Annotated in this window: 13 protein-coding genes and 11 tRNA genes; 22 read left to right on the top strand and 2 right to left on the bottom strand. The window is 46.5% G+C overall.

The features are described from left to right. The first annotated feature begins 130 nt into the window (after window positions 1-130). The 3 genes from AF333_RS28270 (at window position 131) to dpaL (ending at window position 3,992) form a co-directional block, all read left to right on the top strand. Window positions 131-1,111, top strand: coding sequence for a DMT family transporter (locus tag AF333_RS28270; protein WP_043067222.1), 981 nt, complete (start codon window positions 131-133; stop codon window positions 1,109-1,111). 343 nt (window positions 1,112-1,454) lie between these two features. Continuing rightward, window positions 1,455-2,669: an MFS transporter gene (locus AF333_RS28265; protein WP_043067223.1), complete on the top strand. Its 1,215-nt coding sequence runs from the start codon at window positions 1,455-1,457 to the stop codon at window positions 2,667-2,669. Between the two features lie 105 nt (window positions 2,670-2,774). Continuing rightward, entirely contained in the window at window positions 2,775-3,992 is a 1,218-nt protein-coding gene (gene dpaL / locus AF333_RS28260) for a diaminopropionate ammonia-lyase (RefSeq protein WP_043067224.1), read from the top strand. Between the two features lie 22 nt (window positions 3,993-4,014). Here dpaL and AF333_RS28255 read toward each other — a convergent pair whose 3' ends face one another. Then, on the bottom strand, window positions 4,015-4,347 hold the full coding sequence (locus AF333_RS28255) for a DUF952 domain-containing protein (RefSeq protein WP_043067225.1): 333 nt from the start codon (window positions 4,345-4,347) through the stop codon (window positions 4,015-4,017). A gap of 216 nt (window positions 4,348-4,563) precedes the next feature. On the opposite strand from AF333_RS28255, the gene AF333_RS32440 reads away from it, so the two are divergent. From AF333_RS32440 to AF333_RS28235, 5 genes are all read left to right on the top strand, one after another. Continuing rightward, complete coding sequence (locus AF333_RS32440) at window positions 4,564-4,707, top strand: hypothetical protein (RefSeq protein ID WP_173585736.1); 144 nt, start codon at window positions 4,564-4,566, stop codon at window positions 4,705-4,707. A gap of 107 nt (window positions 4,708-4,814) precedes the next feature. Further along, the gene (locus AF333_RS28250; RefSeq protein ID WP_043067226.1) at window positions 4,815-5,282 is read left to right on the top strand and encodes a hypothetical protein; all 468 of its coding nucleotides are present in this window, start codon (window positions 4,815-4,817) and stop codon (window positions 5,280-5,282) included. 65 nt (window positions 5,283-5,347) lie between these two features. Continuing rightward, window positions 5,348-5,935 (top strand): beta-class carbonic anhydrase, encoded by a 588-nt coding sequence (locus AF333_RS28245; protein ID WP_043067227.1) that lies wholly within the window; start codon window positions 5,348-5,350, stop codon window positions 5,933-5,935. Between the two features lie 21 nt (window positions 5,936-5,956). Continuing rightward, the gene (locus AF333_RS28240; RefSeq protein ID WP_043067228.1) at window positions 5,957-7,315 is read left to right on the top strand and encodes an FAD-dependent oxidoreductase; all 1,359 of its coding nucleotides are present in this window, start codon (window positions 5,957-5,959) and stop codon (window positions 7,313-7,315) included. Between the two features lie 2 nt (window positions 7,316-7,317). Beyond that, window positions 7,318-7,752, top strand: a complete 435-nt coding sequence (locus AF333_RS28235; RefSeq protein ID WP_043067229.1) for a universal stress protein — start codon at window positions 7,318-7,320, stop codon at window positions 7,750-7,752. 61 nt (window positions 7,753-7,813) lie between these two features. Here the strand turns inward: AF333_RS28235 and AF333_RS28230 are convergent, their stop codons facing one another. Then, the gene (locus tag AF333_RS28230; RefSeq protein ID WP_043067230.1) at window positions 7,814-9,172 is read right to left on the bottom strand and encodes an alanine/glycine:cation symporter family protein; all 1,359 of its coding nucleotides are present in this window, start codon (window positions 9,170-9,172) and stop codon (window positions 7,814-7,816) included. A gap of 184 nt (window positions 9,173-9,356) precedes the next feature. Here AF333_RS28230 and AF333_RS28225 point away from each other — a divergent pair, with 184 nt between their 5' ends. The 14 genes from AF333_RS28225 to AF333_RS28165 all read left to right on the top strand — a co-directional run bounded on the left by AF333_RS28225 (window position 9,357) and on the right by AF333_RS28165 (window position 12,694). Continuing rightward, window positions 9,357-10,154 carry an enoyl-CoA hydratase/isomerase family protein gene (locus AF333_RS28225; protein ID WP_043067231.1) on the top strand — a complete coding sequence of 266 codons (798 nt, stop codon included), beginning with the start codon at window positions 9,357-9,359 and terminating at the stop codon, window positions 10,152-10,154. 118 nt (window positions 10,155-10,272) lie between these two features. Then, window positions 10,273-10,413 (top strand): hypothetical protein, encoded by a 141-nt coding sequence (locus tag AF333_RS36430; RefSeq protein WP_170206990.1) that lies wholly within the window; start codon window positions 10,273-10,275, stop codon window positions 10,411-10,413. Window positions 10,414-10,517: 104 nt separating this feature from the next. Next, complete coding sequence (locus AF333_RS28220; RefSeq protein WP_043067241.1) at window positions 10,518-11,075, top strand: ribonuclease H-like YkuK family protein; 558 nt, start codon at window positions 10,518-10,520, stop codon at window positions 11,073-11,075. 181 nt (window positions 11,076-11,256) lie between these two features. Beyond that, a tRNA-Asn gene (locus AF333_RS28215) sits at window positions 11,257-11,332 on the top strand. Between the two features lie 30 nt (window positions 11,333-11,362). Then, window positions 11,363-11,439: transfer RNA gene (locus AF333_RS28210), tRNA-Glu, on the top strand. 63 nt (window positions 11,440-11,502) lie between these two features. Then, window positions 11,503-11,575 (top strand) — tRNA-Val (locus tag AF333_RS28205). A 25-nt stretch (window positions 11,576-11,600) separates the two neighbouring features. Then, window positions 11,601-11,676 (top strand) — tRNA-Thr (locus AF333_RS28200). Between the two features lie 15 nt (window positions 11,677-11,691). Continuing rightward, window positions 11,692-11,768 (top strand) — tRNA-Asp (locus AF333_RS28195). Window positions 11,769-11,927: 159 nt separating this feature from the next. Next, window positions 11,928-12,003 (top strand) — tRNA-Phe (locus tag AF333_RS28190). 51 nt (window positions 12,004-12,054) lie between these two features. Continuing rightward, window positions 12,055-12,139, top strand: a tRNA-Tyr gene (locus tag AF333_RS28185). Between the two features lie 7 nt (window positions 12,140-12,146). Next, window positions 12,147-12,221: transfer RNA gene (locus AF333_RS28180), tRNA-Gln, on the top strand. A gap of 4 nt (window positions 12,222-12,225) precedes the next feature. Continuing rightward, a tRNA-Lys gene (locus AF333_RS28175) sits at window positions 12,226-12,301 on the top strand. A 171-nt stretch (window positions 12,302-12,472) separates the two neighbouring features. Then, a tRNA-Leu gene (locus AF333_RS28170) sits at window positions 12,473-12,552 on the top strand. A gap of 66 nt (window positions 12,553-12,618) precedes the next feature. Further along, a tRNA-Gly gene (locus AF333_RS28165) sits at window positions 12,619-12,694 on the top strand. Window positions 12,695-12,696 lie beyond the last annotated feature (2 nt).

Here is a 12,696-nt window from a genome sequence, read left to right as displayed (position 1 = left end):
TAGTTTAGTATGATTTAAGAAAGAAGATAGAAGATTAAGAGAAACAGAAAAGCGTGCTGGTGAAAAGATACTAGTGAATCCGTATGGTAGGTACGGCAAAGAAATAAAGAAATGATCAGGGGGAGATAAGGTGAGACCGATTGTATACGGTTTACTGGCATCGTTTTTCTTTGCGTTTACTTTTGTGCTGAATCGAGCCATGGATATATCCGGAGGGCATTGGATTTGGAGCGCTTCGCTGCGTTATTTATTTATGGTGCCATTCTTGCTTCTTATTGTGATGAAGCGGAGAAATTTAGGCGTGCTGCTAACCCATATGCGTCGTCATCCTGGTCCATGGTTTATATGGAGCTTCATCGGATTTGTACTGTTTTACGCGCCGTTGAGCTTTGCTGCGGCATACGGCCCGGGCTGGCTTATCGCAGGGACATGGCAGGTGACGATTATAGCGGGTTCACTGCTCGTCCCGTTCTTCCATGAGCGCATCAATACGCCGCATGGGCCGATTAACATACGAGGAAAGTTGCCGATAAAGGGTCTTCTTCTATCTTGCGTGATTCTGCTAGGTGTAGCTGTCATGCAGATAGAGCATGCAAAAAGCATTTCGCAAACCGAGTTGTTGCTTGGTATCCTGCCAGTGGCGCTGGCGGCATTTGCCTATCCGTTGGGCAATCGCAAGATGATGGAAGTATGCGGGAGAGAAATTGACGCGTATCAACGCGTATTGGGAATGACACTAGCTAGCCTGCCGTTTTGGCTGTTGTTAGCAGGTTACGGATGGGCTATCGCTGGGCCGCCGAGTGCCGGGCAGACGATGCAATCCATTGTTGTAGCCGTTAGCTCAGGTGTTATCGCTACCGTTCTGTTTTTTGCGGCGACCGATATGGTAAAAGGCAATGCGAACAGGTTGGCAGCTGTAGAGGCTACCCAATCCGGAGAAGTGTTGTTTGCTTTGCTTGGAGAGGTGCTGCTGTTATCAACACCGCTCCCTACATTATGGTCCTGGGTGGGTATGCTCCTCGTTGTGCTTGGTATGATATTGCATAGTCTGTATTCGCATGGTCCAGAACCGAAGAAGGTAACGAAAAATATATCAGAGAATGTCACGTAAGAAAAACTCGCGGGCGTCTCTGCGCGTCCTTTTTTCAGAAAGAAGCTATGTTTAGCACATGCTTCACCAGTTTTTCAAGTATTAAACGGTTGTTTAACTTTTTTTGGAAGAGGGAAGTTGCCGGGAAAGATGAAGGATGGAGAAATACAGAGAAAACAAGCATGTAGTGTTGCCTACTTGCTTTCCTCCTTCTCTTTTTCCCGGCAGCTTCCTCTTTTCTTTTATATATAAGGTATGAATACATACGGCACATCGCAGATAAACTTCGTATTTATCATCCGACCGCGATAGGATACATTAATAGAATAAAGTCAAAACAATAAGAAAAAGGGGTTCATCTGCAATGAATATTCTATCTACAAGCAGTCCAGGCCAGCGCAAACTGCTGGTGAGCGCAGGGATGAGCTGGCTGTTCGATGCGATGGATGTCGGCATTATTTCATTTATTGTCGCAGCGCTTACGGTGGCCTGGGGACTGACCCCGGAGCAGGTCGGGTGGCTGACGAGCATCAACTCGATTGGAATGGCCGTCGGCGCGGCGATGGCAGGTATATTAGCGGACCGATATGGAAGAAAAGCAGTATTGCTTACAACCTTGTTGATTTTTTCGCTGGCTACGGGGCTTTCCGCGCTGGCGACGTCTTTCGCCGTACTGTGCCTGTTACGCTTTATTGCAGGTTTTGGCTTAGGAGGAGAGCTTCCGGTAGCATCCACGCTCGTATCGGAGAGCATGCCAGCATCGGATAGAGGCCGAGCGGTGGTACTGCTGGAGAGTTTCTGGGCAGGAGGCTGGATTTTGGCCGCATTGATTGCGTATTTCGTTATACCGAAATATGGTTGGCAGGCTGCTTTCGTTATCGGGGCAGTACCTGCCCTGTATGCTGTGTATCTACGAAAAGCTATTTCTGATTCGCCTCGTCATATTGCGAATCGTTCCAAGGAAACACCTTCCTTCACCCGTAATCTGGCTTCTATCTGGACGAAGGAGCATCGCAAATCGACGGTCATGTTATGGGTGCTATGGTTTACAGTCGTTTTTTCTTATTACGGCATGTTTCTCTGGCTGCCGACCGTGATGGTTATAAAAGGCTTTAGTCTGATTAAAAGCTTTGAGTATGTGTTGATTATGACACTAGCGCAGCTTCCTGGCTATTTTACGGCTGCCTATTTTATCGAGCGATACGGTCGGAAGTTCGTGCTCGTATTGTACCTGTCAATGACCGCGCTAAGCGCGCTTTGGTTCGGCAGCGCGGGTTCGCTTGCCTCATTGCTTACGGCCGGTATATTGCTATCTTTCTTTAATCTGGGAGCGTGGGGCGGCTTATATGCATATACGCCAGAATTGTATCCAACACGCATTCGTTCTACAGGCGCAGGGATGGCGGCTTCCTGCGGCCGTGTCGGAGGTATTGTGGCACCGTTGCTGGTTGGTCTGCTGGTAAAGAACGGTGTAAGTCTTACCTGGATTTTTTCCATGTTTTTTATTGTCATTCTTATCGGGGTGTTGGCTGTTGCATTTTTTGGACCGGAAACTCGGAATATCGAGCTTGCAGATTAGTCATTCATAAACTGCATTGAATACCCAATATACAGCCTCCTGTAGGAAAACTAGGAGGAGTGTCGAATTGCTTTTTATAGAATAGTGGAGAAGGAGGGATATGGTATGGACACCTTTCGATGGACATGGAATGACCGGGTGCGACAAACAGGTGAAAAGGTAGCAATGCCGCTTTTTACCACGGAGGAGGCAGAAAAGGTACGGGCATTTCACCAGACGTTCGATGGCTACACGCCGACCCCGTTACGTAGTCTTCGTAATTTGGCTCAACATCTCGGAGTAGGCAAGCTTTATGTAAAAGATGAGTCGTATCGTTTCGGATTAAATGCATTTAAAGCGCTTGGGGGTTCGTATGCGATTGGCCAGTATTTGGCTAATAGGCTAGGGCGAGATATCGGAACGCTTTCATTTGCGGAACTGCAATCGCCGGAAGTAAAGCATGAACTGGGCTCCATTACATTCGCTTCAGCGACAGATGGCAATCATGGTAGAGGCGTAGCTTGGTCCGCTACGCAGTTTGGCCAGAAATCGGTTATTTATATGCCGAAAGGATCGGCTGACATCCGGCTTGAAAATATTCGTCGTGCAGGTGCTACTGCACAAATCACCGATTTAAATTATGATGATACGGTTCGCTTGATGAAAAAGCATGCGGAGATAAATGACTGGGTTTTAGTTCAGGATACGACCTGGGATGGGTATGAAGAAATTCCTTCTTATATCATGCAAGGATATATGACAATGGTGGTCGAAGCACTAGAACAAATGCAGGCTGATGGAGAAGACAAACCAACGCATGTATTTATTCAGGTCGGCGTCGGCTCTATTGCGGGTGCAGTGATAGGACTCCTGGTAAATCAATTTGGGGAAGAAAAACCGATTACAGTAATCGTGGAGCCTACTAAAGCAGATTGTCATTATCGTTCTGCAATGGCGCCGAGTGGTCAGCGAGAATATGTGACAGGTTCGATGGATACGATTATGGCAGGTCTGGCCTGCGGTGAGCCGAATCCGCTTTCCTGGAGCATGATACGAGACTACAGTGATATGTTCATTTCGTGCCCTGACTTTACTGCTGCACATGGCATGCGTCTACTAGGCAATCCGCTTGGAGACGATGCGAGAATAATTTCGGGGGAATCAGGCGCGGTGACAAGCGGGCTGGCCAGCCTTTTGATGCGGGACGAGCGGCTACGAGAAGCTCGGTACAAACTAGGCTTGAATAAAGATTCCATTATTCTTGTATTTAACACGGAAGGCGATACTGATCCAGAGAATTATCGCCAGATTGTATGGGATGGAGCACATCCGAATCATATATAGAGAAAACGGCTGGCATCGGAGGTTATCCGATGGACCAGCCGTTTTTTGTTTGAGTCATTTGTTTAATTTCAGCAATTGCATTCGTATTTAGTGGACCGTAGATATGGGGATACAGGTTGCCATCTTTTGCTTGCTCATATTTCACTTCCGCTGTAACTTTTTCTTCATCAATAACAAGTAAAAGCAGTTCATCTGTGAAATCTTTATACACCCGGTCCGCTACTTTGATAAGCAGATCATCTCCCTTGGTTGCATGAATGAAGCCTTCCTGCTCGTAATCGCGTGGAATATATTCCTGTTCGTTTCTGAAATTTTCCCAATAGGAGGCTGGACATAGACAGTAGATAATCGACATCGGAAAAACTCCTTTCACCTTTTATCCAGCATTTTACTGCATGGCACGTATCTATTATCCGTTATCCGGTGGTGAAAAAAAAGCGGACATACCTGTTTATTTTTTGTAACCCGGCATATATTTTTACGTATGGAAAGATAACTAACGGACAAAGGAGATAAGATGGCATGTCTTTTTTTAAAGATGTAATGAAACTATTGGGGAAAAACAAGAAGCATGGTTACCGCCAGTACAGCAGCAGCGATTATCACCGTCGTCCCCGTCGCCATTCAGACTCTGGACATTCCCACTACGGACATTCTCATTACAAACGTAAACGTTCAAGCCGCTCCAGCAGCAGATTTTTCAGCAGCTAACTGATAGCATCACATACGAAGAGAGAGGGTTCTTGCATACCCTCTCTCTTTTGTTTTTATACCCGGAAGCTACATAGTACAATAAATAAAAATACACAAGGGGGAAGAGCTGTGAGCCGGGGAGAAGAATTTGATGAGCATGTGCTGTCCATTCATTCGCAAGAACGCTGGATGCGTAAGAGACGAGAGGTGGATGAATGGGAAAAGCGGCAGAAGTTCATAAAAAAACAAAAAGAAACGGTATCCTTCCTGAACGATGAAGTGGATACACAATTGTTTCCTGCACTTTCCTTACTGAATGATATGAATATCGTTACACAATACTCGTGTGCGGGTGTCAGCGTATGGGATGATCCGTTGAACCATTCGCTATATGCGTACGTTACGGTACTTGACTCTGAAGAGACCCGGGATTTTATCAATTATTTACAGCAGGGTATGCGTCATCGTTTGCTGGTTACGTACGAGCCGGCAAGGAAACGTTATGATCTTTCTTCTTTTTATATCCAGCATAACCGCTCATTTTGTTTTCTGCTTTATCGATATGCAATATGCTGGAAAAGTCGTATGCAGTGGTGAAATGAAGATACGTGCGGTAAAATAAAAAGAAAACAGCATCAGTGGAGCAAAAAAGGAGGAAGCTTATGTCAGTATTATCAGAGATTATGTCATACAATCAAAAATTTGTTGAAGGTAGGAAATACGAAGAATTCCGAACGACGAAATATCCTGATAAAGGCATTGTTATTCTTACCTGTATGGATACTCGGCTTGTTGAGCTTTTGCACCGTGCTATGAACCTGCGAAACGGCGATGCTAAAATCATCAGAAATGCAGGAGCAATGGTGACGCATCCTTTCGGTAGTATTATGCGAAGCATTCTGGTCGCTGTTTACGAACTGCAGGCGAGAGAAGTATTCGTTATCGGTCATCACGATTGTGGTATGACGAGCCTGAACTCGGAATCTGTTATTGAGAAAGCAAAGAAAAACGGTGTTTCTGAAGATAGAATTGATACATTACGACATGCTGGAGTCGAGCTGGACAAATGGTTGACAGGCTTTGAGAGCGTAGAGGATAGCGTAAGACAAACGGTAGAAAATATTGAGAAGCATCCGATGTTCCCAGTCGGTATTCCTGTACATGGATTGGTTATCCATCCGGAGACAGGGGAACTGGATTTGATTGTAGAAGGAGCAACTATAGAAGGCAATGCTGGTCTGAAGGAATAGCGGTGAAAAGGAGTTGAGGTTGTGACGCGCCATGTGATCATCGGCGGGGATGCGGCGGGGCTCAGTGCAGCGACGCAAATTCGCCGTCTGGACTCCGAAGCAGATATTATCGTATTCGAAAAAGAAGACATCATTTCTTATGCGAAATGCGGATTGCCTTATTATATAGGAGGAATCATCCCTGAAGCGGAACACCTTAAAGCACTTCCACCCGAAGTGTTGCGTGAAAAGTTCAAAGTAAATTTGCATACCTGCAGTGAAGTTACGGCCATCCACCCGTGGGACAAGGTCATCACTGTGCGTAAAAACGAAAAAGATGAAGAGCACCAGTATGATAAGCTTCTGATTGCTACGGGTGCTCGCCCGCGCCTTCCGGATTGGCCTGGGGATAAGCTGAAAGGCGTGTTTCCAGTCAATACGATGGAGGATGCAGTGAGAATTAGCACATGGCTGGAAGGAAAAATGGCCGAAAAGGTAGTCATTATAGGCGGGGGTTACATCGGCCTGGAGATGGCGGAGACACTGACGCATAAAGGATGCAAAGTCACATTGCTGACGAAAGGTGCTCAGCTGTTAAATCCATTTGATCCTGACATGGCCAAACTTGCAGAAGAAGAATTGAAGCTGCAGGGTGTTGACGTATTTGTAAAAGAAGATGTCATCGAGCTTAGAGGCGAAGGTGGATGCGTTAAGGAAGTAGTGACGAAAACATCCAGCTTTCCCGCAGATATGGTCATTATTGCCGTGGGTATTATTCCAAACAGCGAGCTGGCGATTGCAGCGGGGATTGGTACGGGGCTGATTAATGCGATTGAAGTCAACGAGAAAATGGAGACAAGCGTGTCAGGTATTTATGCCGCCGGTGACTGTGCAACACAGTATCACATGTTGAAGAAGACGGGAGATTATATCCCGCTGGGAACGACCGCGAACAAGCAGGGAAATATTGCAGGCTACAACATGGCCGGACACGAAAAGCTCTTTCCTGGTGTTTTGGGTACGGCCATCCTGAAGGTATTTGACTTAGAATTAGCCCGAACTGGGTTAAATGAAGACGAAGCACGTAAGCTTGGCCTTGCTTTTGGGTGTGTTGTACATCGTACAAAAGACCATGCAGGGTATTACCCTGATGCCAGAAAGTTATATATAAAGCTTCTTTATTCGACGGATGATCATACGCTGCTTGGAGCGCAGCTTGTAGGGTATGCCGGAACGAAGCGAATCGATACGCTGGCTACCGCCATTACGGCCGGCATGACAATCGAAGAAGTGGTAGATTTGGACCTAGCGTATGCTCCTCCGTTTTCGGGAGTATGGGATCCCGTCCAACAAGCGTCAAGAGATATATTGAAGAGTGAGAACAGGAAAAAGGGGATGTAGGGATGGGGAAGCACATTCTGGTTCCGATCGATGGTTCGAAGCATGCATTGCATGCGCTGGAAGAGGCAGCAGAAATGGCAAAAGCATTTGGTGAGAAAGTTATTTTGCTGAACGTACAATACGACTTTGACACATTTAACACCCGCCGATTTTTTAGCCGCGAACAAGTTGAAGAATACAGAAAAGAAATGAGCGAAGAGGCGCTTGCTTCTGCCATAGAGGAACTGCGTGGATATGGTGTCGAATTTGACGTGAAAGTGCGTGTGGGTAGCCCGAAGAAAGAAATCCTTTCTGAAGCGAAAGAACAGAACGTCAGATGCATCGCCATGGGTTCACGCGGCATGGGAGCAGTCAGGGGAACCGTGCTGGGCAGCGTCAGTCATGGTGTGCTCTATGAATCGCCATGTCCTGTAATGGTTATACCTGAGTGTAAGTAAAAAGTGATAAAAAAGGGGTACTTATCTTAAGTAAGCACCCCTTTTGTTCTAAGTTAGCCAGTCACGCTCCGACTCGATTGGATGGATTATCCGGTGATGTACGTTTCACATGTTTGCGGTAGTGTCTTGTCTCGGCCACGACTACCCCGGAGAGTGCAAGTAGACCAATAAGATTGGGCAGCGCCATCAATCCGTTGAAAATATCGGCGATGGACCACACCAATCCAAGGTTGGCGACTGCACCGAGAAATACGGAGCCCGTATAAACGATACGGTATCCTACTACCGATTTATTGCCGAATAGATACTCGAAGCATTTCTCCCCATAGTAAGACCAGCCAAGCACGGTGGAGTAAGCGAAAAAGATAAGACCAATCGTAACAATCCAACCGCCCGGCCCCGGCAGCATCTGGCTGAATGCTTCTGTCGTTAGTGCAGCACCCTCAAGCTTCTTGTCGGTATACAGTCCACTCATAACGAGCGTAATTCCGGTAATCGAACACACAACGATGGTATCGAGGAAGGTTCCTGTCATCGATACAAGTGCCTGACGGCCTGGATGGTCGGTCTTGGCCGCCGCAGCCGCAATCGGTGCGGAACCCATACCAGCCTCATTCGAGAATACGCCGCGTGCCACTCCGTAACGGATGACAGTTCCAATAGCGCCGCCTGCCATTGCTTGACCAGTAAAAGCATCGGTAAAAATCAAACTAATTGTGGCAGGCACTTTATCAATATGCATAAAAATAATAACAAGTCCGCCTAGTACGTAAAAAATAGCCATAAATGGCACGATGACGCTTGCGGCACGACCGATGCTTTTAATGCCGCCAAGAATGACAAGTGCTGTAATAGCAGTAAGAACAGTAGCCGTAATCCACGGGTTGACACCGAAGCTGGCTTGTACTGATGAAGCAACGGAGTTGGATTGTACAGAGCTGCCGATACCGAACGCCGCAAGCGAACCAAGGAAGGCGAAACAGACAGCAAGCCATTTCCAACCGAGCCCGCGCTCAATATAATACATCGGACCGCCGGACATTTGACCGTTTTCTCCGGTAATGCGGTACTTTACAGCTAATATGGCTTCTGCATACTTGGTTGCCATACCGAAGACAGCAGTAATCCACATCCAGAATACGGCTCCTGGTCCGCCTGCTACGACCGCGGTTGCTACACCGGCGATATTACCGGTACCAATGGTAGCTGCCAGGGCAGTCATAAGCGATTGGAAGTGCGAGATGTCGCCTTTGGAGGAATTGTCTTGATTTCTAGAGAAAGCAAGCTTTAATGCATGCGGGAGCTCGATGAATTGTAGGAAGGAAAGGCGAAATGTTAAATAAATACCTGTTCCGACCAACAGAATCAGTAGAGGCGGTCCCCAGACAATATCACTTATTACGGATAAAAATTTTTCCATGAAAGCCTCCTTAAAATTTATGAGAAAATTTATATTATTTATAAATTACACAATAAACAATTCTTCTGTCCAGTATTATTGAGAAATTTAGGAAAAATTATAATATAATGATAAAGAAAGTGAACAAGCCTTTTGTAAAAAAGAACAATTTGAGGAAAGAGACAAACAAAAATGGGGTGATGGTTTGAAAGTAGAAACAATTCGTTTTGAAGATGGAGCGAAAATCGTATGGCAAGAGACGGCAGGTCTTGCAATTGTAACCATTAAACGCTCATGGATTAAAAATGCTATGACGCCAGAAATGTGGAAAGCACTGGCCGATATAGGCAGAAAGATCGAGAAGAACGAGAAGATTAAAACGGTGATTTTACGAGGGGAAGGCAAGCAATTTACCGTTGGATCAGACATTAAAGCATTTAACAAGATGTCAATTGAAGAAGCGAACGAGGCGTTTGTAGTTATGGAGGACGCAATCACCTCATTTGAGTATCTGCGGATTCCGACGATAGCCTTTATTACTGGACCTTCTATGGGAGCAGGGTTAGAATTGGCTCTTTCTTGCGATTTGCGTGTAGGTTCACCGGATGCGTTGCTAGGCATTCCGATTGGAAAGTTGGGTATTACGATTAGCCAGCGTTTTTCGCAGCGTTTGGTGAATCTAATTGGACCGAGCCGCACAAAAGACTTAATCTTTACAGGACGTTTATTTAAAGCGGAAGAAGCGTATGATCTCGGCTTGCTGAACTATCTAGTGGATGAGGACAATGCAGAGGCTTTCGTATTGGACTTGGCTCGGAGGATATCATGCGCGTCGATGAACTCTTTGCAGGCGGCCAAGGAAGCGGTAGCACGTTGTGTGCCGTTTACGGAAGTAGCATTCGGGCATCGGGGTTATCCGCAGTATATCGATCCGGTTGATTTTCCGGAAGGTGTGGCGGCATTTGTTGAGAAGAGAGAGCCGCGTTTTGGTCGCTCAACATAACTTTCATAATAGCTTTACAAAAGTACAACTTTTTCTTGTTCGGACGATAACGCGAATGTAGTACGATGAATATAATAAAGTAAGGGATCGAAGTGGAAGAATGAAAGGGGTTAGCGACATGCCTGAAATGGATTTTCGAACCGAGCGAATAAGCAGGGGAGGAAGGCCGGGACAGGTATGCTGTTTTTACGCTGGATTTCTTTTTTTGGACGAGACAGATGTTTCCGGCCATGTAATTGGCTTTTACAGTGCAGGGTAATAAAAGGGCTATCTCATTCAGCAATGTTGAGATAGTCCTTTTATTTTCGCTTCAAAAGCAAACACTAAGGATGGGCAAACAAAAACAGGAGGTTTGTTATGGATATGAAAAAGCCATATAAACGGGAGATGTTTTATAACATGACTGAGAAGTTTGTGAGCTTCGAGGATGTGTTTGAGCGCATTTTGCATTTTGTGGAGCAGGATCCCTTGGCTCAGTATGCCATGGCAATTGGAACAGATTCGCATGGATATCAGTCATATACGAAATTCACTTCGGCCGTGCTGATTCATCGGCTCGGTAAAGGAGCATGGGGATGTTTGCGCGATTATATTGTCCCGCGACGGATTCAAAGCTTGCGTGAAAAGATTTCGCTGGAGACATCGCTTAGCCAGGAGATTGCTTATTATGTAACGCCGGAGATGGTTACACGAATTTCAGATGTTTTACTTCCATATGTAGATAAAGGAGCCGACTTTACGATTTCGATCCATCTTGACATCGGTAATCAGGGAGCAACGAAAGAATTGATTAAGGAAATGGTGGGGCGTATTCAGGCAATGGGCATTGAAGCCAAAATCAAGCCGGATTCTTATGTAGCATCGAGCTATGCGAATCGATTTACTAAGCGTGGTTCTGTTCACGAACGGAGGGCAAACTAGGTACTGTGATAAGATATAGATGTATAAATTTCTTACTTTGATCTTCAAAATTAAAAAAGTGCTTGCCATTCCTTCATGAAACATGATATATTAATTTCTGTCGCTGCTAATACTTTTGAGTAGAGAAGCGACTACATAGTGAAAACAAGGAAGTTGTGCTACAAGCATTCACTCCTGCTGTTCCGCAGTAGCTCAGTTGGTAGAGCAATCGGCTGTTAACCGATCGGTCGCTGGTTCGAGTCCGGCCTGCGGAGCCACCATTTCTTTAAAAATGAGAAACATTTGCTGGCCCGTTGGAGAAGCGGCTTAACTCACATGCCTTTCACGCATGCATTCAGGGGTTCGAATCCCCTACGGGTCACCATTTTATCTTCAATATTTGCCACGTCCTGTGGGGTTGAAGATGTTCGCACGTCCTGTGCGTCATGGAGGATTAGCTCAGCTGGGAGAGCATCTGCCTTACAAGCAGAGGGTCGGCGGTTCGATCCCGTCATCCTCCATATCTTACATTTATTAATGAAGTATGCCGGTGTAGCTCAATTGGCAGAGCACCTGACTTGTAATCAGGGGGTTGAGGGTTCAATTCCTTTCGCCGGCACCATTTGCTTTATATTGCGGAGCCGTGGTGAAGTTGGAGTTCACGCTGGACTGTCACTCCGGAGGTCGCGGGTTCGAGTCCCGTCGGCTCCGCCATTTAACTTAATTTAGGTAGTATAACGGGCCTCTCACCCGAGAGGAAGTTCTGCTACAAGCGCTCACGTCCTGTGAGCAACGCAGAACCTAGCGCATCGTGCGCGTCGGAGTCCCGTCGGCTCCGCCATTTATTTACTTGATTTATACATATGTTAGTTTGGCTCGGTAGCTCAGTCGGTAGAGCAGAGGACTGAAAATCCTCGTGTCGGCGGTTCGATTCCGTCCCGAGCCACCACTTATGTTCAAAAGTAGTCGAACATCTCAAGAAAATATCTTTCATATATGTGGAGGGGTAGCGAAGTGGCTAAACGCGGCGGACTGTAAATCCGCTCCCTCAGGGTTCGGCGGTTCGAATCCGTCCCCCTCCACCACTCACATTGGGGTATAGCCAAGCGGTAAGGCAACGGACTTTGACTCCGTCATGCCCTGGTTCGAATCCAGGTACCCCAGCCATTGTGAGCCATTAGCTCAGTTGGTAGAGCACCTGACTTTTAATCAGGGTGTCACTGGTTCGAGTCCAGTATGGCTCACCATTAGTAAATAGCCATTACTGTGAAATGTTAACATTATGTAGTTAATATTCATCGTATGGACTCTCACCTTGTAATAAGGAAGTTCTGCTAAAAGCAGGCACGTCCTGTGCCTAACGCAGAACCTAGCGCATCGTGCGCATCGGAGTCCAGTATGGCTCACCATTTCAATATGCGGGTGTGGCGGAATTGGCAGACGCACTAGACTTAGGATCTAGCGCTTCGGCGTGGGGGTTCAAGTCCCTCCACCCGCATTACCGGAAGTAGAAGGTTAGAGAAGAGCTTCCGCTTTTTATCTAACCTTCCGCTTCTTTAAATGCGCGGACATAGCTCAGTTGGTAGAGCACGACCTTGCCAAGGTCGGGGTCGCGAGTTCGAGTCTCGTTGTCCGCTCCATT

The sequence above is a fragment of the Aneurinibacillus migulanus genome, from assembly GCF_001274715.1.
Taxonomy (GTDB): domain Bacteria; phylum Bacillota; class Bacilli; order Aneurinibacillales; family Aneurinibacillaceae; genus Aneurinibacillus; species Aneurinibacillus migulanus.
The sequence above is the reverse complement of the archived record's forward strand: the minus strand, read 5'-3'. Positions and strand labels throughout refer to the sequence as shown.

Coding starts and splice junctions, on each gene's coding strand:
- AF333_RS28265 (WP_043067223.1), top strand. CDS start 1,455: ATGAATATTCTATCTACAAGCAGTCCAGGCCAGCGCAAACTGCTGGTG.
- AF333_RS28235 (WP_043067229.1), top strand. CDS start 7,318: ATGGGGAAGCACATTCTGGTTCCGATCGATGGTTCGAAGCATGCATTG.
- AF333_RS28255 (WP_043067225.1), bottom strand. CDS start 4,347: ATGTCGATTATCTACTGTCTATGTCCAGCCTCCTATTGGGAAAATTTC.
- AF333_RS28230 (WP_043067230.1), bottom strand. CDS start 9,172: ATGGAAAAATTTTTATCCGTAATAAGTGATATTGTCTGGGGACCGCCT.
- AF333_RS28220 (WP_043067241.1), top strand. CDS start 10,518: ATGAAAAAGCCATATAAACGGGAGATGTTTTATAACATGACTGAGAAG.
- AF333_RS32440 (WP_173585736.1), top strand. CDS start 4,564: ATGGTTACCGCCAGTACAGCAGCAGCGATTATCACCGTCGTCCCCGTC.
- AF333_RS28245 (WP_043067227.1), top strand. CDS start 5,348: ATGTCAGTATTATCAGAGATTATGTCATACAATCAAAAATTTGTTGAA.
- dpaL (WP_043067224.1), top strand. CDS start 2,775: ATGGACACCTTTCGATGGACATGGAATGACCGGGTGCGACAAACAGGT.
- AF333_RS36430 (WP_170206990.1), top strand. CDS start 10,273: ATGCCTGAAATGGATTTTCGAACCGAGCGAATAAGCAGGGGAGGAAGG.